The sequence below is a fragment of the Alteribacillus iranensis genome, from assembly GCF_900113025.1.
Taxonomy (GTDB): Bacteria; Bacillota; Bacilli; order Bacillales; family Marinococcaceae; genus Alteribacillus_A; species Alteribacillus_A iranensis.
This window is the reverse complement of the sequence record NZ_FONT01000004.1, coordinates 1-24,099: the sequence shown is the minus strand read 5'-3', so window position 1 is coordinate 24,099 and position 24,099 is coordinate 1. Positions and strand designations below refer to the sequence as shown.

Below are 24,099 nucleotides of genomic sequence, written 5' to 3'. Positions count from 1 at the left end.
TCTTCCTAGAAATAAAAGTGAATCCTTTCCCATATCCATTAGAGCTTACCCGTTTTTTGGATTATCAAAACCTATTGTTCCATAGTAAATGAACAAAAGCTGAAAGAAAACCAAAATCAAATATGGAACAACTATATAAAATTGTCAAACATTACAGAATTTACCAATAAACGATTGTATTATTGATATACTTAAATTGGTTGAGCTTATAATGACAATTTGCTCATGGTCACTTTTAAAAAGGGAGGATTTCGAATGAGTAAAAAATTACTGTATTCTGTACTGACGGGGATTGTGGCTATAGGTGTCTTGGCGGCTTGCGGAGAAGTAGAAGAAGATCCGGCGACAGATAACGCTCCTATGGAAGAAGAAGTCGAAATGGAAGAAATGGAGTAATTAAAACAGAGGCTGACATTTTTGTATTTTGCATACCCTCTCCCTTCGCTGGGTGGGGGTTTTTCTGTTTAAGGAATAGTATACTATTCATACATTCCACCAATGATGGAAAGCCTTTACTTTCTCAGCTTCCTTTTAATTTAAATAGAAATTCCATTTTGAGATATCGCCTTATAAAATGGGTTCACGTGAGGCTTAAGGACAAGGGAATTCTTCTATCAGTTGTTAGTAATGCAATCTTATTTCACTTATTTTACATTATTATTATATGAATAATGACAAAATACCTATTGTGTGAAGAAGTTATGTAGGTATAAAGATGTTTTCATGCCTGAGAAAGAGACAATGAAATAGTTAGACGATGTTTGCCCAAAATAAACAGGGCCTATGGAAGGAAAGAAATATTATTCACATAATACCAATAAATTCCCCCTCCCTTTTTTCCGTGCACGGATATGGGATAATGATTATCGGAGGTGGGAAACATGAAAAAAATACTATTAGCACTTACCGTTTTACTAGCATTCCCGGCAGCAGTAAATGCTCAGGATTACTATACCGTACAGAAAGGAGATTCATTTTGGAAGGTAGCCAAAATATTCAATCTTTCCATTGATGAATTAAAATCGGTGAATCCATCCCTTGAAAACATTCAATGGATTAAGATAGGGGAGCAACTTGAACTTCCGGGTCAAGTAGAGAAAGATACTCCTAATGGCGATCTGGAAGGAAATGAGAAAGAAGAAGCAGCGACACCAGAACAAGAAAGTGATGACCAAGACAAACAGCAAGCAAATCAAGACAGGGACCAAGCATCAAACGAACAGAATGTTACGCAAGAGGAAGAAGCACAAGAGCAGGAATCTGTAAGTGAAGAAGAAACAAACGATACGCAAGAGACAGTCACAGAAAGTGAATTCGAACAAGAGGTTATCCGTCTGACAAACGTAGAAAGAGAACAGCGCGGTTTAGAACCTTTAGAAGCATACAGTGAACTTTCCGATGTGGCACGAGACAAATCAAAAGATATGAGAGACAATGGTTACTTCTCTCATGACAGCCCGACTTATGGCAGCCCATTTGATATGATGGATACTTACGGAATTGAATACCGTGGTGCGGGTGAGAATATTGCTGCGGGACAGCGAACGCCAGAAGAAGTCGTACAAGGCTGGATGGACTCTCAAGGACACCGTGAAAATATCTTAAATGGATCATTTACTCATATCGGTGTTGGCCATGTCGAAGGTGGAAGCTATGGTCACTACTGGACTCAAATGTTTGTAACAAAGTAAGGGAGAGATAGAGCCGGATGGGGGTAACCCTACCCGGCTTTTTTAATTAGAAAAAAGCAAGGAAGTGGAAAAACTGTTACATCGGTAAGACGTAGAAAAAAATCGCTAAGAAATGTAAAATCGATCCCCCAAGAACGAAAATATGCCAAACAGCATGATGGTAGGGGAAATGACGCCAAACATAAAAGATAGTACCAAACGTATACATTAATCCCCCACTGACAAGTAGTGTGACACCTCCTGATGGGAGAGACGCGGTTAGTGGTTGCCAGGCAATAACGATCACCCAACCCATGAGTACGTAAAACAGGGTTGATAGAACTCTGAATTTCTTAACGAAAAATGCTTTGAAAATAACGCCAACCAGAGCCATCATCCACACCACAACAAAGAGAACCCAACTTAATGTTCCTTCTAATACATGGAATAGGAAAGGCGTATACGTTCCAGCTATAAATAAGTAAATGGATGCATGGTCACATATTTCAAATATATTTTTTAGTTTCCCGTCTTTTAAGCTGTGTAAGAGAGTGGAGGATGTATAAAGAAGAAGCATCGAGCCGCCGTACACTGACATGCTGAGCGTGTGAAGGGAGGTGGCTTGTAAATGTGAAATAGTAAGGAGTAGTATTAAACCGACAATACTAAGAATCACGCCGACCGCATGCGTGGCGGCGTTAACCATTTCTTCTTTCCGTGTAAATGCATGAGCCGCATCCATGGTGGTTCCCTGCCTTTCCTGACTGGAAATAAATCTTTAACCTATTTTAACATAGTTGTCATTTTAATCATTCCTCGAGGTTTGTAAGAGTTCTTAGAATAAATAAACACTACTACAAGACGGAAACTTTCTTCGCTGTGGTGGTGTCAGAGGCCAACATGGAGAGAAAGAGTTATTTGCGAAGCGAATAGAGGCAATATTATATGTGAAGGAAGTCATGAACAAGAAGTACGCTGCTAAATGCGCAGACGTCTATTGTGGATCTTTTGCTAAAAACACAAGCGCCCAGTGCAAGTCAGGGCGCTTGTGCTTTTCTTATTTAGCAAATGTGTGGTCACCAATTATATTCGTTGTTTCTCTCGTTGCAATCCAGTGATTCGTTGCCTTTTCAGGGTTGTAGAAAAAGATAGAGCCATGTCCTTGTCCCTCAAAAGCAAGTGCTTCCTTTACAGCTTGTTTTGACTCTTCATCGGCAGGCTGGTTAATGGTTCCATTCATGACGGGACTGAAGGCAGGATTACCGGTAGGGGAAACTTCATATATAACCCCCGGAATGCTATCTGGAAATTCAGGATGTGCTACTCGGTTTAAAACAACAGTAGCTACTGCTACTTTTCCGGAGTATGGTTCTCCTTTAGCTTCAGCACTAACAATTCGGGAAAGCAGGTCTTCATCCTCAGGAGAGATACTAGCTGGAATATTCAGCTGTTCCCCTGTGTATAGGATAGAGCTTTCTTTCTCATTGGCTTCTTTCAATTCAATCACAGAAACACCGTGCTCTACCCCAATGCTCCAAAGCGTCTCTCCCTCTTTTACTGTATGGACATTTGCTGCCTCTGCTGCCGTGCTGCATGCAAATATTGCAGCACATACGAGGCCGATTACTTTTGACTTTTTAAACACTTGACTATTCCTCCTTAAAGAAAAGATTTACATCGTAAGATTAGCAACAGTGGGATGTAAATTCTTTAGGAAATCGTATCCATTCGTTATTAGAGGAGGGGGAAATCTATGTTATCACTAGTGAAAGGCTCTTTCTTTAAAAAGAAGTAACGTTTATGACAGCGTTGTAATATTACCGGTAATCTTCCAAGGGTGCCGGCTTTTTACAAAAAAACCAGCCACGATATGCATCGTAGCTGGTTTGATTCTCTATTATTTTGAGCAATAGATGTGAGGGGAAGAGAGGTGTCATTTACTCCATAGTGCTATAGTTATCTGGGTTATCCGCAGGAATTGGTTCTGTACCATCCATGTGGCCGAAGAATGTTGATTGTTCTTCGCCATCCACTAAAATTTTCGTTTGGTCATAACCAAATTGCTGCATGATTAAAGCGATTTGATCTGTAATAAATGCTTCTCCGGTTGACCCAACATTCGTATCAAGAAAGGACTCGGAAAATGATACTTCTGCCGTTCCGTCTTGCCCTTCCACTGACTGAACCTCTACATCTCCATCAAAGAAAGACACCAATCCTTCTTGTTCAGGGCCGGCAATCCAAGCTTCTAACGCTGCTTTTGGTAGTGCTTCTTCGCTTGCTGCTTCTAATTCTCTCTCTTCTTTATATGTTTCTAATAGCTGCTCGTCAGGGAAATATAATGTTACAGTTTCTGTCACTGTACCTTCTGCATTTTCAGATGCACTCTCTTCGGATGTGTCAGAAGAAGGGTTTTCATTGACTTCTTCCGCATTTTCTTCCTCAGTGTCAGTACCAGCTTGTTCGTCTGAACTGTCCTCCTCTTCGTTCGCAGGTTCCTCTGCATCTTCATTAGAGGTGTCCTCATTTTCTTCTGCCGCTTCATTTTCCTCTGTTTCAGTCACGTCACTCTCGCCGGCTGTTGAATCACTGTTTTGCTCTTCGGAGTTACCTCCTTGACCGCAAGCCGCTAGTATTCCCATGCTTAATAAAATAGCAAACATGAAATGTAAATGTTTCATTATTTTCTCCTCTCTTTTCTTGCAAAATTTTTCAATTACATACACTTAGACGTTATGTATTGAGTGGCAGTTACAGAAAGTGTAGAAAAAACAGGAAGAGAAGTCAAAGGGCTTTTTTCCTCCTACTTTTTCAATCATGCTTTGTCCTCATCATTTTCGTGATGATGAAGGTCTTCTAAACTTTCAAGCTCATCATGGATAGATAAGAGTGTGAATAACAGGATCACGTCCTCTGAGAAACGATGCTGGTGTTTTTTAGGAGTGATATCTTCTTCCACCTCATCTCGTCTATGCCAAAATAGTTCATCTAGTTCGTCGATAAGATGATAATGAGAGACAGGAATGTGAAAGTGTTGCCCTTCTAGAATGACAGCGATAGAAAGAGCAGTTTCCTGCACGATGTTTCTCTCATTCTCTTTCAAGTCAAGATTATTAGCGTCTATGCTATACAGCTGACTAAAATGATAAATGAGTTTTTCTAAGAGATGTAACTGTCTCTGTTCAAAAGTGAAAAAGCGTTTATCTTTTTCATTTCTACGTTTATGATACCGCATTTCCTCTTTCTGATAATAGGACAATTGTATGGACTTTTCCAAGTCTTTCTGAAGATTTCTGAACAGGTACTGACTATTTTTTTTATCTGAACCTTGTTCTAGCAGTTCATCGGTTCTTTGTTTTAACACATTTGCTGTATTAGTAAAGAGTGTTTCATTTCTCTCTGCAATCAAGGTTGAGAAACGAGGGGGTAAAATTGTTAAATTTACAAGCGTTGAGACACTTAACCCGATGGTTGTCGTTCCTACCCGTTCAAGAAAAGAATAAAAGTAATGTCCCTCGGAAACAGGTATCATCGCGACAGCTGTCAATGTGGCGACGAGTGTACCATCTTGTAATTTTAATTTGGTGCAAGCAAAGATAGTAAACACAGCCGCTAGTGTGTAAGACATCGGACTTGGGCCGAATACGTAAGCAAATCCCATGGCGAGGGCTGCTCCAATAATAGATGCAGGAAGACGTTGTGCTCCCTTTCTAATCGAAGAAGCAGCGGTCGGTTCTAACGTAACAATGGCCGTGATCACTGCGAATGCTTCCATCATTCCAAAAAGCCGGCAAATGACAGCTGTGAGGAAGACGGCAATGCCTGTTTTTAAAACTCTTCCTCCAATGAATTGAATGTTCCATTTCTTCTTCTTTGTAATCATAACCCATACCTTCCCAAGCACACTCTCTTAGCTCTATCTTATCATAATATTTTCCTATAAAATGATGCGGTATACTCTATGTTGAGATGGTTTCTATTTCTATGAATAATCGTGGTATAATGAGCTTGAAAGTACTGGCAGGTGAAAATAATGAAACGGATGTCTAACAAAAAATTACTTGCTTTTATTGTTACATTAGTGGTGCTATATGGGATTTTATACTGGGTATACGCTTTGTTCCTATAATAGAGAACGGCACAAATGAGTTAGGAAAGCTCGCAGCGATGGGTGCAGAGCTTTCCTCTTTTGTTATGTGCGCCTATCTTTAAAGACTGTCTCGATGCCTATGTAACAAAGTAAGCGCTGTAGCGACAGATGAATGGGAGTGTTGTAGATGCATGATGAATTTGAAAGGTTGTATGAGACGTATCATCACTCTCTTTTTCAATATTTGTTCTATATGGTGAGAAATAGAGAAGCAGCGGAAGAATTAGTACAAGAAGTTTATATTAAAGTATTTCATTCATGGGAATCTTTCGAAGGAAAAAGTAGTGAAAAAACGTGGCTGTATTCTATTGCCAGACATGTAGGGATAGATTGGGTAAGGAAACAGAATCGCAAAAAAAGAAAATGGCTTGGTATATTAGCTCCATTGTCAAAAGAAGAGATGCCCGACCCGGCGCCTCTTCCGGAAGAAATTGTGACGGCAAGAGATGAAGTGAGAGAAATATACGAAGCGATGGGACATTGTACTTCTGATCAGTACCAAGTCTTAATTTTACGGTATATTGAATCGCTTTCTATCAGAGAAACTGCTGAAGTTCTCGGGTGGTCTGAAAGTAAAGTTAAGACCACACAACACCGAGCCCTAAGAAAGATAAAAGACATACTTTCGCTCCATCAAGAAGAGGCAGAAAGGAGGATAAGTTTGTGAAACGGTTACGTGGCCACTCGGAAGAGGAAATAAAAAAGACTTTGGAACAAATGCCTCCAGTCTTCGACAAACGAACAAAAGGCGAAATTTATCAGAACATTATGGAGAGAACAGGAAAAACTCGTCGATTAAAACGGCCACCGAGAAAACTTCTGCCGACAATAGCAGGAGTAGTGGCGGCCTTCATGTTTATCATTTTAGTTAACGCAGGATTAGTGTCTCTCCAATCATCTTCTTCTGATTTCTCGTCTTCAGAGAACGTAAAGCAAGAAGTTGGGAGTGAGATCTCTCTTGAAGACAATGTTAGTAAGCGTGACGAAGGTGCCGATACAGAAGAAATCGTACCAGATTCAAATGGTCAATCCTCTCACCAGAATCAATGGGAGCCACCTGCAGCAGTAGAGGAAGAAGATAAAGAATTAGTAGAAAAAAAAGAGACACAGAAGGATAAAGAAGAAAAAATTGTTAACGAACCTACTGTAGAGGTAGCTCAACATAGTGAGTTGTCTTATGCAGGAGCGCTTACCGACTCTGATTTAAAAGATAGTGAGCAAGCTGTAACTATACCCCTGTTAGCGGGAAACACATCTGTTGTCGTCCCTTTGACTTTCACAGTTAGTAAGGACATGGAGTGGTTGGATGCATTCCAGGCTCTAAACAATGAATTTTCAGGCGAACATATTGGTTTAGGTTCTTCTGCTCTAAAAGGCATGGACTGGGCGTACCAGGAAAATGAACAAGTGTTGGAAGTCTATGTTGACAAGAAAGTAACCGAAAAAGCAAGAAGTGATGCTATTTTACGAAGTTTGGCATCGTCTCTCTCTCGTATAGGAAACGCTAAACTAAATATAATATCTGGAACAGGTACCGAAAAGCTAGAGATCCGTAGCCTGAGAGAGAACTTGAAAGGTAATGAAAACAAAGAGGGTTATTATGTTTACACGACGAAAGAGAATATATCCTTTTTAGTAAGCGGTATTGCAGCCGATCTTCCACTAGGAGAAAGTGCAGAGAATAACAGCTTCTTCTACGTTTTAGAACAAATGCAAACTATAGATGCAAAGGATGGTATATCTCCTTCTATTCCGGGTGCGGTTACTGTGGAAAGAGTGGAGGAGAATGGTGACATTGCCAAGATAATATTTTCTGACGAAAGCAACATACCAGAAGATGAGCAGGGACAAATCATGATTGAAGCGATTTTGTTAACAGCTGCAGATTTTAATTTTACGCATGTAGAATTTGAAGGTGGCAACTTACAAGACATGAAGGGGTATAATTTTGAGGAGCCAGTGAAAATCCCAGTGGCTCCCAATCAAATGACTGCAATTACCATTGAAGCAGGCGATTGATAATTCCTATTATCACTAGAATAATAAATCCCCAACCGATAATACGAATGAACGAAGAGGCCGAAAAACGTTTCATTTTCCAGCGGGAAGAACGAAAAGTGGCTTCGCCATGCCCAGCTGTCGAAGGATATGCATAAAAAGGGAGAGCATTTGTGAGAAAAAGAGGTGCTAGAGCCAGTCCTGATATTAAGCCAAATATATGGGCTGTAATGTTAATACCGGGATTTAGAAATGTCATCACAACACCAAGAATAAGGATGACAAGAATTAGCTGGGCGTTCGCGGCATCAATTAAATCTTTTCTTTTCCAAATCATGTACAAGTAAATGCCAAACAGGCCAAAAATAGCACCGGAAGCACCTAAATGTGTATAACCAGGCCCCGTCAGTATGAATGTAGCGATGTTGGCCAGGATACCAGCGGACAAGTAGGCAATAAGGAACTTAAACTTGCCGAGCATTTTCTCCAGGGCGGGTCCAAATAACACGAGAGAGAAGGAGTTAAATAAAACATGTCCTGCTCCGATGTGAAGAAAGATGGGGGTCACCAGTCGCCAAAATTCACCCGTGGCTACAGCATAATTATTTCCCACCCCCAATTGGAAGATGAACCCGCCAAGCGGAATCAAACCATTCGTCCAATTAGATACATTCATCCACAAAAATAAAAGGAAATGAATAGCCACAATCCCAGTGATCAATGGATAGTTTTTTCTGAAAGAGTAAAACGTTTCGTTACGGATGAACATGATCTATCTTCCCCCGATTTTTTTCGATAACATTTCCATACGTGTTTTATCTTAGCATATGGTTCTCTGCCTAAGCGAATGACACCTTTTAAAGAATAGGAGAAGAGACAATGATTTACGGTATTGGATTAGATATAGTAGAACTATCAAGAATCAAACGTCTTCTAGAGGAGAATAGACGCTTTGAAAAAAGAATATTGACTTCGCCGGAACAGAAGCTTCTTGAAAGATTACGAGGAAATCGGCGGATAGAATACGTGGCTGGCCGGTTCGCTGCGAAGGAGGCTTTTGTGAAAGCTGCTGGTACAGGGATCTCTGTACATTATGGCTTCCAAGATATTTCAATCCTAAACAATGATCTAGGCAAACCAATCCTTACCCACCCCGCCCGTGACATTGTGGCTCATCTGTCTATAACGCATAGCAAAGATTATGCTGCAGCTCAAGTGGTACTTGAAAAGCAAGATAGTAGATAAAGTTATATCTGGAGAGTTTGTCTCATAGAAATATATTGCGGTTAGGAGGGACCTGCCATGCAAGTGGTAACTGGTGAAGAAATGAAAGAGGTGGATCGCTATGCTATTGAAAGTCTCGGATTAAAGGAAGAACTATTAATGGAAAATGCCGGCCGTGCGGTTGCTGAAGTAATTATGGAAGACCACTCCTTGCAGGAGAAAGCAGCCATTCTTATAGGGAAAGGTAATAATGGCGGTGATGGGTTCGTTGTTGCCCGAGTGCTAATCGATCATGGCATGGATGTGGATGTTTGGTTACTTGCTGATCCGAATGAGTTCGAAGGGGCAGCTTGTTACCATAAGGAAATCTATGAAAATCTCGGCCGCGAATGGAAAGAATGGGATGCTTCTCTTTGTGAAATGGATGACTATGATGTCGTTATAGACGCCATGCTAGGGACAGGTGTAAGGGGACCTTTGCGTCCTCCATACAAGGAAGCTGTATTAGCTGTGAACAAGGGATCTGCTGATGTGATTTCCATCGATATTCCCAGCGGCGTACCATCAGAAAGCGGAAAAATACCTGAAACGGTTATTTATGCAGATACCACCGTTGTCATCCAAGCACCAAAATGCAGTGCCTATTTGTATCCAGCAACAGACTGTTATGGCGCGATAAGGACCGTTGATATTGGGTTACGTAAAGTGATAGAAAATAACGTGCCAATACGAAGGAAAGTGTGGACGAAAAATGATGTCTGCCATTCTCTTCCCCACAGGATCCCTAATGCCCATAAAGGGACTCATGGAAAAGGCTTACTGATCGGGGGATCGAAGTCCATGCCAGGGGCAGTGACTTTAGCTGCTTCAGCTTGTTTGAATAGCGGGGCGGGATTATTGACAACAGCTGCTCCTTCTTCCGTCATGCCTGTAGTACATTCACAATTGCCGGAAACGATGGGAATGCCTCTTCCAGAACAAGGTGGAGCCATCGCTGGTGATTTAATGGGAATGGATTTTAATACAAATCCCTATCAGGCGGTAGCTGCAGGCCCGGGACTTGGCAGGGAGAAAACGATTAAGCCGTTGGTACGGCGGCTTCTTACAGAAGTAAATGCCCCACTTTTATTAGACGCTGATGCCCTCTACTTTTTGCCGGAGCTTGAACAAGAGGTGAAAGCGAGAAATGCTCCATTGATCATAACCCCTCATCCAGGCGAGATGAGCAGACTAACGGGGGAGAAAACAGAGAAAATAAATAATCAACGTTTTACGTTGTCTCGTGAATTTGCCATGGAAAAAGGGTGTTACCTTGTATTGAAAGGCCCTCATACTATAGTGACAACACCAGACGGAGATCAATTTATCAATACGAGCGGCAATGAAGCATTAGCGAGAGGGGGGACAGGAGACGTATTAACTGGGCTTATTCTTGGTCTCCTTCTACAAGGAAAAGAAACAAGTGCATCAGTTATGAATGCCGTCTATTTGCATGGTCTCACGGCTGATATAGCAGTTAAGAAATCCAGGCAAACTTATGCCATGACTGCTTCTGACTTTATTCACCTATTACCGCTTGCATTTCGTTCCATAATTTCTTCTTTCTAAGGTTCCCTCCTTTGTCGTTATTTTAGGGACAAAGGAGAAATGATAACGTGCGCAAATTACTGCTATTCGTTGTCCTGTTGTTATTATCGGTTTTGGTGTTGGCAGCGTGCGGAGAAAAATCCCAAGAAGAAGTTGTACGAGAGTTGGATAAAAAATTACAGGATATGGACGGATATAAAGGAAAAGCTGCCATGACCCTAGAAACAGGCGAAGAGCCAAGAACTTACAACGTTGAAGTCTGGCACATGCAAAACGAAAAGAATAAATACTACAAAGTAGACTTGAAGAATGAAAACGAAGAGCAGAACCAAATGATTATACGGAATGATGAAGGGGTGTTTGTGTTAACACCGGCATTGAACAAAAGCTTCCGCTTTCAAAGTGATTGGCCAAATAATAACAGTCAAGTGTATCTTTATGAGTCGCTTATTTCCGATATTTTGATGGATGCGGAAAGGACGTTTTCGGTCCATGAAGGTGCTTACGTATTTGAAACAAAAACCAACTATCAAAATAAAAATTTGAGCCATCAAGAAATCGTTCTAGATGCAAAATCATTAACGCCCAATACAGTGAAAATTTATGATAGCGACTTTAAGCTGCTTGTTTCTGTTGAATTCACTGAATTTGATGAAGATGCCACGTTTGATGACAATGACTTTGATACGGAGAAAAACATGTCTGCGGCAAATGTGGATATGCCAACGAGTGCCGCGGATCAAGAAAATAAGCAGGCTGAAGAAAAATCGAACTCTTTTGAAGTAAGTTATCCAACCTTTGAACCTCAAGGGACGACCCTCACCGATACCGAAGAAAGCGATACAGAAAACGGTAAAAAAGTCGTACTTTCTTATACAGGAGAGCAGCCTTTTACTCTTATCCAGCAATCAGCTCAAGTGCTTGAGGCATCAGCCAATGTGAACGTGGGAACAGGAGAGCCGGTTGACCTTGGCTTCACGGTTGGGGCTTGGACAGAAGATTCATTAACATGGAACTATGATGGAGTGGAGTATTTCTTAGCTTCAACAGAACTAACAAAAGAGGAAATGACAGCCATCGCACGTTCCATGGATAACGCTTTAGAGACACAAGCTGTGAAATGAAATACTAATTTTGGTTAGTTCAAGCCGGGCAGGTGCTTCCTTGCCTGGCTGTTATTTTTCAAAGTTTGACACTCTAATGCTTTTCTAAAAAGAGAAGAAAGTATTGCATTCATGGAGTGATATCTAGCTCCAGCGCCTAGACGCTCTGGAAGCCCATAGTAGAATGGTCTTTTGCTAAAAACATACACATCCTGTGTATAACGCAAAAGTCAGCACGTCCTGTGCAAGCCAGGGTGCTTGCGCTTTTCTTAAAACAAAGAGGTTCTAATTCCCCGTTGACATTTCGAGTGAACCCGAGAATAATCAAATTATACATTTTTACTTGCGTTGTTAGGAAATAGTACGATGAGTGATGACAAAATAGATAAGTCAAGGAGTTAAAGTTTATTTTTCTAACATAGAGCGAGCGACAGCATAGGAGAAGATAGAATGGCCTTTAAACAAGCTTCGCGAAGAGATACATGGGCAGAGGTTCGTCTTGATTGTATTAAGTATAATATACGTATGACGTTGCAACAGTTTCATTCAGATGTCAGTCTTATGGCTATGGTGAAAGCTGACGGCTATGGGCATGGGGCAGTGGAGACAGCGAAAGCAGCCATTGAAGCGGGAGCTGAGTTTCTTGGAGTCGCTTTGTTAGATGAAGCGCTAGAATTGCGGGACGAGGGGATAGAGGCACCTATCCTAGTATTAGGGAGAACAAACCCGGAAGACGCTCTCATCGCGGCACAAAAAGACATTAGGCTAACGGCATTCCAAAAGGAGTGGCTGGAAGAAGCGGAATCCTATATTAAAGGAACTGCCCGTCTGAACGTTCACATTAAAGTAGATACTGGAATGGGAAGGTTCGGGATGGCAGAAGAGGAGGAAATTGAAGAGTTCATGGGTGTTTTACGTCATTGCTGCTCTCTTCACCCAGAAGGACTTTACACACATTTTGCCACCGCGGATAGTAAAAAGACGGAGTTCTTTGAACGACAGTATTCTTGTTTTCTAGACAACATTCGCTTAGTCAAAGACCATATAGGGGAAGTGGAATATATTCACTGTGGTAACAGTGCCGCAAGTCTTCGCTTTCCAGAAAGATGCTTTAATATGGTGCGCATTGGTATATCAATGTATGGTTTGCCGCCTTCTAAGGAAATTATTGATGACATTCCCTTTACGTTGCAGCCTGCTTTTTCTCTTCACAGCCGAATCGTTCAAATTAAAGAAGTACCTCAAGGTCAAAATATCGGTTATGGCCAAGCTTATATCACTACAGAAAAGGAATGGATTGCAACAATTCCTATTGGTTATGCAGACGGTTGGTATAGACAGCATGCTTCTAAAGGTGCCGAAGTGTTGGTAGACGGTGTCCGCGTACCGATTGTCGGCCGCATATGTATGGATCAGTTAATGGTTCGACTTCCAGAGTACAGGCCCGTCGGCACAAAGGTTACGATGGTCGGAAGCCAAAATCAAGAGACTATTTCAGCTGTCGAAGTAGCTGAAAGACTTGATACCATCCCTTATGAAATACCGTGCATGATAAGTAAAAGAGTACCGAGAATTTATGTATCTTAGTCTCATTCAAATTCTTTTAAAGGATCTTTGCAAATCGAACAATGAAATGCTATCATGAGGATAAATGAAATCGAGAAGTTAGGCGTATGCTGGAGGTGTGTGGATTGTCTCAGAATTGCAAGAAACAAATTACAGTCAGCCTTCCTGAATACCTGCTCCGCGAATTGGATGGCTTAGTCGCAAAGGACAATGTGAATCGCAATGAGTTTATCCATCAGGCTACCGAGGTTTACTTGAAAGAACGGCAGAAAAAGAAAAATCGCGAATCCATGCAGCAGGGCTACTTGGAAATGGCTCATATTAATCTGCATATCGCCTCAGAATCCTTCCTGGCTGAGGAAGAAGCGGAAACCTCGCTAGATAATCGGCTTGTGAGCGGAGTATGATGGATATACAGGAATTACCCCTATTTTACTTTTAGAAAACGTGAATAAAGACGCATGTCAAAAGTTGTTGCTTGTTACGGAGGCAGCAACTTTTTTATGGTAAAAAACTTTAAAAACGAATAGAATACTAGTTTAGGCTATAATTTATTTGCGCCAAATCACGAGACATGAAATAATAGAGTCAATTAAACACTTTTTTTGTGCACCAAATTGATGGAACGCAAAAATATATCATTCAATTCATGGAGGAATTGTATATGCAGCCATCCATTGTAGAAATGATTTATACACAAAAGCAAGATATAATATCTGATTGGTTAAGCGAAATTAATAACGTAATGCCTAGCGGTCTTGCCAAAAAAATACCCAATGAAGCGAGCGATGAAACTAATAAAAAATTTGTTGAATTAATCATCGAGTCGTTGGAATTAACAGAAGAAGCAGCAACAGAGAAACTAAATGAATTTGCTCAACATCTTATCTATTTGGGATGGCCGTTAAGTTATTTTACTCAAGGGATGCAGGCTTTTCGGCGTGTACTTCTTGAAACAATGTCTTCCATGGAAAGTATTTCTTCTAAAAAAGTATTCGAGACATTCTATGAAATTGAAACCTGGGTGGATAGCATCATTAATCAAATTGCAGATGAATATTCAGGGTCATGGGAAAGCACGATCCATCTTCAACGGATGGCTTTAAAAGAGCTTTCTGCACCTCTTATTCCTGTGTTTGAGAAAGTGAGTGTCATGCCGCTTGTAGGTACAATAGACACCGAACGGGCTAAATTAATTATGGAAAATGTTCTAGATGGTATAATTGAACATCGGTCTCAAGTCGTTTTAATCGACATAACCGGTGTGCCTGTGGTAGATACAATGGTAGCACATCACCTTATACAGACAGCAGAAGCAATCCGGCTTGTTGGAGCAGAGTGTATATTGGTAGGTATTCGACCGGAAATAGCTCAAACGATTGTTAATTTGGGAATCGATCTTAGCAAGTTTCGGACAAAGAGTTCGCTTCGAAGAGGTGTTGAGACAGGCCTTGAATTAACACAACGTAAAATCATCAAAATAGAAAATGACGATGAAAGAATAGATTCAAGATAGATCGGAGGCGGATGTTCCATGCGAATCCCCATTTTAAAGCTACACAAATATTTGTTAATATCCGTTCAAGTAGAATTAGATGATCAGACTGCCCTTCAATTCCAGGAAGACCTGCTTAATAAAATTCACCAAGAAGGATCAATTGGTGTTGTAATTGACCTCACCTCCGTAGAAATGATTGATTCTTACATTGCTAAAGTGTTGGGAGACGTTGTTGAAATGTCTAACTTAATGGGAGCAAAAGTGGTACTTACCGGCATTCAACCTGCAGTGGCTATCACGTTGATTGATATGGGGATTATGCTGAATGAAGTGCCTACAGCTCTTGATCTCGAACAAGGCCTCGAGAAACTTCAACAGGAATTGGAGGGGTAGTGATGAGTATCCAATCCAATGTTGAAGTTCATACGGAGTGGGGCATCGTTTCGGCCCGCCAGGCAGGACGAAACTTAGCAAAAGATGCGGGGTTTGGTAATGTCGATCAAGCAAGAATTGCAACCGCTATTTCTGAACTGGCGAGAAATATATACTTATATGCTGAAAAAGGCGAAATTGTTATTCAGTATGTAGAAGATACTGAATCGCCTGTTTCAAAACGAGGTATAAAAATCATAGCGAAAGATAAGGGGCCAGGTATTTCTAATATCCGTGATGTGATGGAAGATGGTTTCACCACTTCTGGAGGACTAGGAGCAGGGCTCCCGGGTGTTAAACGCTTAATGGACGAGTTTGACATCCATTCTACTGCAGGGGAAGGTACGGAGATTACAGCGATTAAATGGCTCCGTTAAAGGGGGATGAAACTTGACTGACTCATTTAGCTGTATACAGAACCAATATAAAGAAATATTAAAGCAATATTTGGAAGACAAAAATGAAATAGGGCTGTATCAAGCACAACAGTTCAGTAAAAAAGTACTTGAACATCAAATTTCCCCTGAAGAGACGTTGAGCTTTCACCTGGATGCCATTGAAGAATTCTTTCCTGATATTCCCCATTCGTTACGTGATTCATTTGATTTTCTGTTGGAAGTGATGATGGGGTACGGGATGGCGTATAGAGCTCACCAGAGTCTTAGAGATAAACAGAAAGAGCTCGAAGCTGAAATTAACGTCGCAGCCAGCATGCAGCAAACATTTCTTCCGGAGGAAATACCACAAGTTGATTCTCTTGATATCGGTGTGATTAGCGTTCCTGCGTCCAAAATGAGCGGGGATTATTATCACTTTATTAGGGATGAAAATGACTGTATTGGTGTAGCGATAGCAGACATTATTGGAAAAGGCATCCCGGCAGCTCTGTGTATGTCGATGATTAAATATGCGATGGACAGCCTGCCGGAACAGCGTTTACAGCCAGGGGCTCTTCTCGAAAACTTAAATCGTGTAGTAGAGCAAAACGTGGCCTCCAATATGTTTATTACGATGATGTACGGTTCGTACGATCCTCATGTCCATCATTTTTATTACTCTGGAGCCGGCCATGAACCCGGCTTTTATTATAGCCAAAAGGAAGACACGTTTGAGGAATTATATGCTAAGGGACTCGTATTGGGGATTAAGCGTCATACGAAGTTTCGTGAATATCACAAACAAGTGGAGCCCGGAGATTTTGTGGTATTGTTATCTGATGGCGTGACGGAGTGCCGTACAGAAGAAGGGTTTATTGAACGAGAAGAGCTGATAGAGTTGATTCGAAAATATAAAGAGTTGCCTGCGCAAGAAATCGTTGAAAAAGTTTTTTATGAATTAGAGAGATTGCAGGATTTCCAGCTGAGGGATGATTTTTCATTAATTATTTTGCGTAGAAAGGTTTAACCTTCTCTCGATTCGGGAAAATTCGGTACGAGACATAAAAAAGGGTAAGTTAAAGCGAGCCTGTTGGCAGTTGAAAATGGCAGGCCGCTTTTTTGCACTTTCATGTTAGGCTGGAATACATGTACAATCCCAAAACTCATAAGGGGGACATAAAGATGGATCTCGATATTCGTAAAGAAAATAAAAAAGATTTTTCCATTCTGTACGTTGGTGGAGAAATTGACGCATATACAGCACCACAGTTAAAAGAAGAGCTTCTCCCCATGACTGAAAACGAGGGTGACAAGATATTAGTAGATCTAAAAGGTGTCGATTATATTGATAGTACGGGTCTTGGTATCTTCATTGGAGCTCTCAAGTCGGCTAAGAGCCATAACAGTACGATTGAACTGACTGGCTTAAACAGCCGGGTAAAAAGATTATTCTCTATAACCGGGTTAGATGAAGTGATCAACATCGACAATGAGAAAAGGGAGGAAGCCAAGTAATGGGAAACGAAGCCCTGGACTACATTGAAATGAAAGTGCCGGCCAAAGCAGAATACGTGGGGGTCGTAAGGTTGGCTGTATCCGGGATAGCGAACCGGGTGGGCTACTCTTACGATGATATAGAAGATCTCAAAATTGCGGTCGCGGAAGCTTGTACCAATGTTGTAAACCATGCCTATCAAGAAGGTGGCATGATAGGGATTGGTTGCAATGTGTATAAAGACAAAATTGAGATTGTAGTATCTGATAAAGGCCAAAGCTTTAACTTAAGTGACGTGAAAAGAAAGCTTGGCCCCATTGATGGAACAAAACCGGTAGAGGAGCTGAAAGAAGGGGGGCTCGGACTCTTTCTTATTGATTCTTTAATGGATCACGTGGAGATTAACGGGGAAGCCGGTGTTGCGATTGTAATGACGAAGTTCCTGAAAAGAGATGAGGTGGAACATCATGTCGATGAAATCTCAGCATCAACAAACGCGCAAAAACAGTGATGACGGGAAAGTGTATGATTGGATATACGAATTTCAAGAAGACCCTACTGAAGAAATTCAAACGAAGCTAGTTCAGCATTATGAACCGCTCGTTCAGTCACTTGCGCGTAAATTCTCCCGTGGTCAAGACCATGATGATGATTTATATCAGGTAGGGATGATAGGTCTGTTGGCGGCTTTAAGAAGGTTTGATGACTCGTTTAACCGAAGCTTCGAGTCATTTGCTGTCCCGACCATCGTTGGGGAAATTAAAAGATTTATTCGAGATAAAACGTGGAGTGTTCACGTTCCTAGAAGGATAAAAGAACTGGGACCTCGAATAAAGAAGGCAGTAGAAGATCTAACAAATGAACTGCAGCGCTCCCCGCAAGTGGAAGAGATAGCTGAACACTTAGAAGTCAGTGAAGAAGAAGTGTTAGAGACGATGGAAATGGGGAAAAGCTATCAAGCCCTTTCTGTGGATCGCTCTATCGAAGCTGACCAAGAAGGCAGTGCTGTTACCCTGCTAGACTTAGTGGGGTCTACGGAAGAAGGCTATGAAAAAACAGATCAACACCTACTGTTGGAGAAAGCATTTTCTGTATTGACTGACCGAGAAAAGGAAATATTACAATTCACCTATTTTGAGAATTTAAGCCAAAAAGAAACCGGAGAAAAACTTGGGATTTCACAGATGCACGTGTCTCGTCTACAGCGCCGTGCCCTGCAGAAGCTACGTGAATCGATTAGGATAGAGCCATCGGAGTGTTTATAAATGATTGAAACTAAAACGCATGCTAACGTGGCCGTTGCTGTTTACCAACAAGGCAAAAACGGAAGCAGCTGGTGTGGTGACGGGTACATTACTATTGAAACCGATAGCTATTTTTTGTGCGCTCTGGCAGATGGCCTGGGAAGCGGGGAGAATGCCGCCAGGTCTTCTGAACTCGCCATGGAAGCTGTGAAAAAGAATCAGGATGAAAGTGTGCCTGTGATGCTGGAAGCATGCAATAAAGCTCTAGCAGAAGAGCGTGGGGTAGTCATTACAATATTAAAAGCATACTTTGATTCAAATACTCTTGCATACGGGAATGTGGGAAATATAGCTACTTATTTGTTTCCGCCAGGAGAAGAGATGAAGCGCCCTATTCCTACCACAGGCTACCTATCGGGCCGCAAGTATAAATACAGAATGGAATACTATCCCTTCCAGTCAGGCTTTCATTTTGTTATGCATTCTGATGGCATTCAGATACCGCGTTCAGATCAACAATGGATGAACCGCATCATATCTCCGCATACCTCGATCAAACAATTAGAAAAGCACGCGAAACAAGATGATGATGTAACAGTTTTAATAGGACAAGTAACATAGAGAGCCCGTGTGGCTCTTTTTTCTTTTGAAGGGACGAAAAATTTCTAGGTTTGAGTGACACCTAAAAACAGAAGAAATGTTTTTCTCAAGCCTGAGATGGCGAACAACGACGGAGGGGTAAAACAAAGGTTTATTGAAATGAGATTTGGCAGGTACAAGTTATCGTTGGTCGTCGAGGAAAAGGATAAAAATGGAGAAGAAGGGAACATGGTATAGTTGTAGAATAAAATTGACATATTGAGAGAAGAAGGAGCGAAAGACAATGGACACGCTGGAAATTCAATCAGATCACACCTTAATATCTAAGATTTCCAAAGAGAGCAACGTAGGGAAAAATCACGTCAAAAACATTATTGAAATGTTGGAAGATGGCAATACGGTCCCTTTTATTGCTCGCTACCGAAAGGAAAATAGCGGAGGGGCCGATGAAGTCCAAATCCGCACAGTACAAGAGGCCTATGAATACGGTAAACAACTTAATCAGCGGAAACAAGAAGTTTTTCGATTAATTGAAGAGCAGGGGAAGTTAACGAAAGAATTATCTGTTTCCATTAAGAATGCGACTAAATTGCAGGAAGTAGAAGATCTGTACCGGCCATACAGGCAAAAACGCAGAACGAGAGCTACAAAAGCGAAGGAAAAAGGGTTGGAACCGCTGGCTGAATTTATTTTCTCGCAGCCGATTGAGGCAAACATAGGGGCAGAAGCCAAGAAATATATTAATGAAGACCAAGAAGTGGCTTCTGAAGATGATGCTATTCAAGGGGCTCTAGATATTATTGCAGAACAGATTGCAGATGAACCCACCATTCGCCAAAACATTCGGACGATGACCTATCAGTCGGGAGCAATCACTTCTATGGCCAAGAAGGATGCGGAAGACCCGCAACAAGTATATGAAATGTACTATGAGTACGAGGAAGCTCTGCGGCAAATACCGTCTCATCGTGTACTTGCAATGAACCGCGGTGAAAAAGAAAATGTATTAAAAATCAGCATCGAAACCAAGGAGGACAAAATACATTCCTTCTTAGAGAAGCAGATTATTGAAAGGTACGAGTCGCCATCTGTGCCATTCTTGAAATCAGCCTATGAAGATGGGTATAAAAGATTGATTGCGCCGGCTGTGGAGAGGGAACTACGTAAAGAATTAACGGAAAAAGCAGAAGCGCAGGCCATTACTATTTTTTCAGAAAACCTTAAAAACCTTCTTCTTCAACCTCCGGTCAGGGGGAAAATAGTGTTAGGGTTAGACCCAGCTTACCGAACCGGTTGTAAAATGGCTGTTGTAGACGAGGCAGGCAAATTACTTCACATTAATGTGATGTATCCTGTCCCGCCTAGAAATGAAGTGGATAAATCCACTAAGTTAGTGAAAGACACGGTAGCAATGTACAATGTAGACATTATCGTTATTGGTAACGGGACGGCATCAAGAGAGACAGAGAGTTTCATAGCGGACGTTATTCCTGAACTCGAGCGCGATGTGTCCTACTTGATCGTGAATGAAGCCGGGGCAAGTGTGTATTCTGCTTCTCCGCTAGGGCGTGAAGAATTTCCTGATTTAGAAGTAGAAGAGCGCAGTGCAGCTTCTATTGCACGGCGTTTTCAAGACCCACTGGCAGAGCTCGTAAAAATTGATCCTAAATCAGTCGGAGTCGGACAATATCAGCATGATGTATCACAAGCAAAGTTAAATGAGTCGTTGAAGTTCGTGGTAGAAACTGCCGTTAACCAAGTAGGAGTTGATGTAAATAGTGCTTCATCCAGTTTGTTACAATATGTTTCTGGTCTTTCTAAATCAGTTGCAAACAACATAGTTCGCACAAGAAATGAAAACGGAGCCTATCGAAATCGTAAGGAATTGCAAGATGTACCTAGGCTAGGCTCGAAAACATACGAACAAGCAGTTGGTTTTCTAAGAATTCAAGGAGGGGAAGAACCGTTAGATCGAACGGCGATTCACCCTGAAAGCTATAACACAGCATATCAGTTGCTTTCATGGATAGGGGCAGAGGCAGCAGAGGCAGGCACACCTCACATAAAGGAAAAATTGGATAACCTTAATATAGAACAGACTGCACAGCAATTAGGCGTTGGGAGCCTCACTCTAACCGACATCGTTGAAGATTTAAAGAAACCAAATAGAGATCCGCGGGATGAACTACCCCTTCCTTTACTTAAAAAGGGTGTAGTGGCGATGGAGGACTTAGAGAGAGGAATGGAGCTTCAAGGTACGGTCCGAAATGTAGTCGATTTTGGAGCCTTTGTAGATATAGGGGTGAAGCAGGATGGTCTCGTCCACGTATCAAAGCTCGCCACCCGCTATATTAAACACCCAATGGAAGTAGTATCAGTAGGAGATATCGTGACAGTCTGGGTAGAAGAAGTAAGCGTGGAGAAAGGACGTATTTCCCTTACAATGGTGGAGCCAGAAAGACAAAAGAGTTGATATGGTAAGAAGTGGTTAATCAGCGGGAGTATTCACCGCTGATTAACATATTGCCTTGAAGTATTCTTATCCCTTTGTTTATACTGATAATCGAACCAACATTGATTTAGTACCCGGATTTCTTGGCGATTTTTTTCTAAGAAGGCCCTTTCAAGTTGTCTCATAAACCAGCCGGGCATGGAACACAACCTCCTACTAAATAGTATATTAGAACTTTGCAGACAGTCAGCTACATACATTATATGTTGAACGGTTTGTCTGAGTTGCCAAAAAGGGTGAATGACAGAATGACAAATGAAGAATTAACAGAGCTCACCCGCGAGCTTTCTGACAAATGGTTTTCAAAACCATTTGAACATAACGCTGTCTTTAACCATCGATTAAGGACGACGGGAGGAAGATATATGCTGTCTTCTCATGCCATCGAGGTGAATCCGAAACACTACGAACATTTTGGCAGAGAAGAATTAATCTCTATACTTAAACATGAGCTATGTCATTACCATTTACATAGAGAAGGAAAAGGATATAAACATTCAGATCGAGAATTTAAATCACTTCTTCGGAAAGTGGGAGGAGCGCGTCACTGTCAAACGCTGCCGGATGCTAATCATAATAGAAAAGTTCATTATTATGAATGTAAACAGTGTGGCGCAAAATTTAAACGCTACCGTAGAATGGATACCAAGAAGTACGTCTGTGGTTACTGTCGAGGCAGCTTGAAAAAAAACGAATAAAACCCTTGACCATTATTTAATACATGTGTTAAATTATAAAAGTCGCTCGAGAGAGAGCCAGCACATAAAAGAGGAAACAAAAACAAAAACATAAAAAAGTGATTGACAATGGTTGTTGCATTTGATACACTATAAATTGTCGCTGAGAGAAAAGATTACTTAAAACCATATTCCACAGTAGCTCAGTGGTAGAGCAATCGGCTGTTAACCGATCGGTCGCAGGTTCGAATCCTGCCTGTGGAGCCATATTGGAGAAGTACCCAAGTGGCTGAAGGGGCTCCCCTGCTAAGGGAGTAGGTCGTGTAAGCGGCGCGAGGGTTCAAATCCCTCCTTCTCCGCCATTCAGATAGTGAACATAAGGCCCGTTGGTCAAGTGGTTAAGACACCGCCCTTTCACGGCGGTAACAGGGGTTCGAATCCCCTACGGGTCACCAACAACGGAGGGTTAGCTCAGCTGGGAGAGCATCTGCCTTACAAGCAGGGGGTCGGCGGTTCGATCCCGTCACCCTCCACCACTTATTATTAAGCAGATCGTTCCCTTGACGAAGTTGTAAAGAAGAAGCAAGAAGGTCGAGGAAACGAAAGAGAGAAGGAAGGAGCGTACACCGGTACGTGACCTGACTGAACGATAGAAGTTGACGAAGAGATTCGCAGCGAATTTATTTCTTTGATCAGATTGTAAAGAAGAAGCAAGAAGGTCGAGGAAACGAAAGAGAGAAGGAAGGAGCGTACACCGGTACGTGACCTGACTGAACGATAGAAGTTGACGAAGAGATTCGCAGCGAATTTATTTCTTTGATCAGATTGTAAAGAAGAAGCAAGAAGGTCGAGGAAACGAAAGAGAGAAGGAAGGAGCGTACACCGGTACGTGACCTGACTGAACGAGAGAAGTTGACGAAGAGATTCGCAGCTTATTCTTTACAAGAGGGGCCTGTGGTGTAGCGGTTAACATGCCTGCCTGTCACGCAGGAGATCGCGGGTTCGATTCCCGTCAGGCCCGCCATTATTACAAATACATAAATAGCGATAAAAATCGCTATTGATCTTGTGAGAGACAAGCTTTACAATGAAAGTTAGCTTGAATCATATCAAAACAAGACATTGGGCCATAGCCAAGCGGTAAGGCATCGGACTTTGACTCCGTGATGCGCTGGTTCGAATCCAGCTGGCCCAGCCATAAACATGCGGGTGTGGCGGAATTGGCAGACGCGCTAGACTTAGGATCTAGTGTCTTTGACGTGGGGGTTCGACTCCCTTCACCCGCACCATTTATACCATATAAGTTAATGAAACTACTATAAAAGAAATAGTCGCGGTCGTGGCGGAATGGCAGACGCGCTAGGTTGAGGGCCTAGTGGGAGTTAATCCCGTGGAGGTTCAAGTCCTCTCGACCGCACCAAATATATGCGCCCGTAGCTCAATTGGATAGAGCGTCTGACTACGGATCAGAAGGTTAGGGGTTCGACTCCTCTCGGGCGCGCCATTCGCGGGAAGTAGCTCAGCTTGGCAGAGCACTTGGTTTGGGACCAAGGGGTCGCAGGTTCGAATCCTGTCTTCCCGACCATTTATGCGGGTGTAGTTTAGTGGTAAAACCTCAGCCTTCCAAGCTGATGTCGTGGGTTCGATTCCCATCACCCGCTCCATTTCATTTTATAAAATTTCATAACGGAAGCTATGTGCTTTTTTTATGGGGAAAACTAATGACATGGGCCTGTAGCTCAGCTGGTTAGAGCGCACGCCTGATAAGCGTGAGGTCGGTGGTTCGAGTCCACTCAGGCCCACCATAAACTTCCTTTAAAAAGTATTGACATTTATATTAGGAAGTTATATAATGTTTTTTGTCGCTCGAGAGAGTCCGACTGGTTGTCCTTTGAAAATTGAATGAAAGTCAAGCGTCTGTTAATTTCTTTATAAAAGAAACAAAGCGAGCAATCGCTTTACAGCT

The 24,099-nt window shown here is 41.9% G+C and carries 25 protein-coding genes and 12 tRNA genes; 31 read left to right on the top strand and 6 right to left on the bottom strand.

Annotation, left to right across the window (positions count from 1 at the left end; genetic code table 11):
• Positions 1–255 precede the first annotated feature (255 nt).
• Positions 256–396 carry a hypothetical protein gene (locus BM095_RS16590; RefSeq protein WP_177194779.1) on the top strand — a complete coding sequence of 47 codons (141 nt, stop codon included), beginning with the start codon at positions 256–258 and terminating at the stop codon, positions 394–396.
• A 485-nt stretch (positions 397–881) separates the two neighbouring features.
• Complete coding sequence (locus BM095_RS09980; RefSeq protein WP_245757868.1) at positions 882–1,691, top strand: CAP domain-containing protein; 810 nt, start codon at positions 882–884, stop codon at positions 1,689–1,691.
• Positions 1,692–1,767: 76 nt separating this feature from the next.
• Here BM095_RS09980 and trhA read toward each other — a convergent pair whose 3' ends face one another.
• The 4 genes from trhA to BM095_RS09960 all read right to left on the bottom strand — a co-directional run bounded on the left by trhA (position 1,768) and on the right by BM095_RS09960 (position 5,553).
• A complete protein-coding gene (gene trhA / locus BM095_RS09975; protein WP_091661092.1) occupies positions 1,768–2,412 on the bottom strand; it encodes a PAQR family membrane homeostasis protein TrhA in 645 nt (214 codons plus the stop codon).
• Positions 2,413–2,727: 315 nt separating this feature from the next.
• Positions 2,728–3,315: a cell wall hydrolase gene (locus BM095_RS09970; RefSeq protein ID WP_091661090.1), complete on the bottom strand. Its 588-nt coding sequence runs from the start codon at positions 3,313–3,315 to the stop codon at positions 2,728–2,730.
• Positions 3,316–3,607: 292 nt separating this feature from the next.
• Entirely contained in the window at positions 3,608–4,351 is a 744-nt protein-coding gene (locus BM095_RS09965; RefSeq protein WP_091661087.1) for a GerMN domain-containing protein, read from the bottom strand.
• A gap of 134 nt (positions 4,352–4,485) precedes the next feature.
• Complete coding sequence (locus BM095_RS09960) at positions 4,486–5,553, bottom strand: FUSC family protein (RefSeq protein ID WP_091661084.1); 1,068 nt, start codon at positions 5,551–5,553, stop codon at positions 4,486–4,488.
• Positions 5,554–5,947: 394 nt separating this feature from the next.
• On the opposite strand from BM095_RS09960, the gene BM095_RS09955 reads away from it, so the two are divergent.
• Positions 5,948–6,487 (top strand): RNA polymerase sigma factor SigX, encoded by a 540-nt coding sequence (locus BM095_RS09955; protein WP_091661081.1) that lies wholly within the window; start codon positions 5,948–5,950, stop codon positions 6,485–6,487.
• Complete coding sequence (locus BM095_RS09950; protein ID WP_091661079.1) at positions 6,484–7,839, top strand: hypothetical protein; 1,356 nt, start codon at positions 6,484–6,486, stop codon at positions 7,837–7,839. Before BM095_RS09955 ends, BM095_RS09950 begins: the two co-directional genes overlap by 4 nt.
• Here the strand turns inward: BM095_RS09950 and BM095_RS09945 are convergent.
• Positions 7,817–8,587: a rhomboid family intramembrane serine protease gene (locus BM095_RS09945; protein ID WP_091661076.1), complete on the bottom strand. Its 771-nt coding sequence runs from the start codon at positions 8,585–8,587 to the stop codon at positions 7,817–7,819. The two genes, BM095_RS09950 and BM095_RS09945, sit on opposite strands and share 23 nt — an antisense overlap.
• A 110-nt stretch (positions 8,588–8,697) precedes the next feature.
• On the opposite strand from BM095_RS09945, the gene acpS reads away from it, so the two are divergent.
• From acpS to BM095_RS09875, 14 genes are all read left to right on the top strand, one after another.
• Positions 8,698–9,063: a holo-ACP synthase gene (gene acpS, locus BM095_RS09940; protein ID WP_091661074.1), complete on the top strand. Its 366-nt coding sequence runs from the start codon at positions 8,698–8,700 to the stop codon at positions 9,061–9,063.
• Between the two features lie 57 nt (positions 9,064–9,120).
• The gene (locus BM095_RS09935; protein ID WP_091661071.1) at positions 9,121–10,650 is read left to right on the top strand and encodes an NAD(P)H-hydrate dehydratase; all 1,530 of its coding nucleotides are present in this window, start codon (positions 9,121–9,123) and stop codon (positions 10,648–10,650) included.
• Positions 10,651–10,697: 47 nt separating this feature from the next.
• Positions 10,698–11,753 carry a LolA family protein gene (locus BM095_RS09930; protein ID WP_091661068.1) on the top strand — a complete coding sequence of 352 codons (1,056 nt, stop codon included), beginning with the start codon at positions 10,698–10,700 and terminating at the stop codon, positions 11,751–11,753.
• Positions 11,754–12,182: 429 nt separating this feature from the next.
• The gene (alr, locus tag BM095_RS09925) at positions 12,183–13,319 is read left to right on the top strand and encodes an alanine racemase (protein WP_091661066.1); all 1,137 of its coding nucleotides are present in this window, start codon (positions 12,183–12,185) and stop codon (positions 13,317–13,319) included.
• Positions 13,320–13,423: 104 nt separating this feature from the next.
• The gene (locus BM095_RS09920; RefSeq protein WP_091661063.1) at positions 13,424–13,705 is read left to right on the top strand and encodes a CopG family ribbon-helix-helix protein; all 282 of its coding nucleotides are present in this window, start codon (positions 13,424–13,426) and stop codon (positions 13,703–13,705) included.
• Positions 13,706–13,962: 257 nt separating this feature from the next.
• Positions 13,963–14,814 carry an STAS domain-containing protein gene (locus tag BM095_RS09915; RefSeq protein ID WP_091661059.1) on the top strand — a complete coding sequence of 284 codons (852 nt, stop codon included), beginning with the start codon at positions 13,963–13,965 and terminating at the stop codon, positions 14,812–14,814.
• Between the two features lie 18 nt (positions 14,815–14,832).
• Complete coding sequence (locus BM095_RS09910; protein ID WP_091661056.1) at positions 14,833–15,189, top strand: STAS domain-containing protein; 357 nt, start codon at positions 14,833–14,835, stop codon at positions 15,187–15,189.
• A 2-nt stretch (positions 15,190–15,191) separates the two neighbouring features.
• Complete coding sequence (locus BM095_RS09905; protein ID WP_091661053.1) at positions 15,192–15,605, top strand: anti-sigma regulatory factor; 414 nt, start codon at positions 15,192–15,194, stop codon at positions 15,603–15,605.
• Between the two features lie 13 nt (positions 15,606–15,618).
• On the top strand, positions 15,619–16,632 hold the full coding sequence (locus tag BM095_RS09900) for a PP2C family protein-serine/threonine phosphatase (protein ID WP_091661050.1): 1,014 nt from the start codon (positions 15,619–15,621) through the stop codon (positions 16,630–16,632).
• 155 nt (positions 16,633–16,787) lie between these two features.
• Positions 16,788–17,120: an STAS domain-containing protein gene (locus tag BM095_RS09895; RefSeq protein ID WP_091661047.1), complete on the top strand. Its 333-nt coding sequence runs from the start codon at positions 16,788–16,790 to the stop codon at positions 17,118–17,120.
• The gene (gene rsbW / locus BM095_RS09890) at positions 17,120–17,611 is read left to right on the top strand and encodes an anti-sigma B factor RsbW (RefSeq protein WP_091661043.1); all 492 of its coding nucleotides are present in this window, start codon (positions 17,120–17,122) and stop codon (positions 17,609–17,611) included. Before BM095_RS09895 ends, rsbW begins: the two co-directional genes overlap by 1 nt.
• On the top strand, positions 17,574–18,365 hold the full coding sequence (gene sigB / locus BM095_RS09885; protein WP_091661762.1) for an RNA polymerase sigma factor SigB: 792 nt from the start codon (positions 17,574–17,576) through the stop codon (positions 18,363–18,365). Before rsbW ends, sigB begins: the two co-directional genes overlap by 38 nt.
• Complete coding sequence (locus BM095_RS09880) at positions 18,366–18,965, top strand: PP2C family serine/threonine-protein phosphatase (RefSeq protein ID WP_091661040.1); 600 nt, start codon at positions 18,366–18,368, stop codon at positions 18,963–18,965.
• Positions 18,966–19,227: 262 nt separating this feature from the next.
• Entirely contained in the window at positions 19,228–21,417 is a 2,190-nt protein-coding gene (locus tag BM095_RS09875) for a Tex family protein (protein WP_091661037.1), read from the top strand.
• 32 nt (positions 21,418–21,449) lie between these two features.
• On the opposite strand, the gene cmpA is transcribed toward BM095_RS09875, so the two are convergent.
• Positions 21,450–21,596 (bottom strand): cortex morphogenetic protein CmpA, encoded by a 147-nt coding sequence (gene cmpA, locus BM095_RS09870; protein WP_091661035.1) that lies wholly within the window; start codon positions 21,594–21,596, stop codon positions 21,450–21,452.
• A 108-nt stretch (positions 21,597–21,704) separates the two neighbouring features.
• Here cmpA and BM095_RS09865 point away from each other — a divergent pair, with 108 nt between their 5' ends.
• The 13 genes from BM095_RS09865 (at position 21,705) to BM095_RS09805 (ending at position 23,938) form a co-directional block, all read left to right on the top strand.
• On the top strand, positions 21,705–22,154 hold the full coding sequence (locus BM095_RS09865; RefSeq protein WP_091661032.1) for a SprT family protein: 450 nt from the start codon (positions 21,705–21,707) through the stop codon (positions 22,152–22,154).
• A gap of 171 nt (positions 22,155–22,325) precedes the next feature.
• Positions 22,326–22,400: transfer RNA gene (locus BM095_RS09860), tRNA-Asn, on the top strand.
• A gap of 4 nt (positions 22,401–22,404) precedes the next feature.
• Positions 22,405–22,495: transfer RNA gene (locus BM095_RS09855), tRNA-Ser, on the top strand.
• A gap of 18 nt (positions 22,496–22,513) precedes the next feature.
• Positions 22,514–22,588: transfer RNA gene (locus tag BM095_RS09850), tRNA-Glu, on the top strand.
• 5 nt (positions 22,589–22,593) lie between these two features.
• Positions 22,594–22,669 (top strand) — tRNA-Val (locus BM095_RS09845).
• A 412-nt stretch (positions 22,670–23,081) separates the two neighbouring features.
• Positions 23,082–23,157: transfer RNA gene (locus BM095_RS09840), tRNA-Asp, on the top strand.
• A 99-nt stretch (positions 23,158–23,256) separates the two neighbouring features.
• Positions 23,257–23,331: transfer RNA gene (locus BM095_RS09835), tRNA-Gln, on the top strand.
• Positions 23,332–23,338: 7 nt separating this feature from the next.
• Positions 23,339–23,422 (top strand) — tRNA-Leu (locus BM095_RS09830).
• A 44-nt stretch (positions 23,423–23,466) separates the two neighbouring features.
• A tRNA-Leu gene (locus BM095_RS09825) sits at positions 23,467–23,553 on the top strand.
• Between the two features lie 7 nt (positions 23,554–23,560).
• Positions 23,561–23,637: transfer RNA gene (locus BM095_RS09820), tRNA-Arg, on the top strand.
• Positions 23,638–23,641: 4 nt separating this feature from the next.
• Positions 23,642–23,718, top strand: a tRNA-Pro gene (locus BM095_RS09815).
• A 5-nt stretch (positions 23,719–23,723) separates the two neighbouring features.
• Positions 23,724–23,797, top strand: a tRNA-Gly gene (locus tag BM095_RS09810).
• A gap of 64 nt (positions 23,798–23,861) precedes the next feature.
• Positions 23,862–23,938: transfer RNA gene (locus BM095_RS09805), tRNA-Ile, on the top strand.
• The last annotated feature ends 161 nt before the right edge of the window (positions 23,939–24,099 follow it).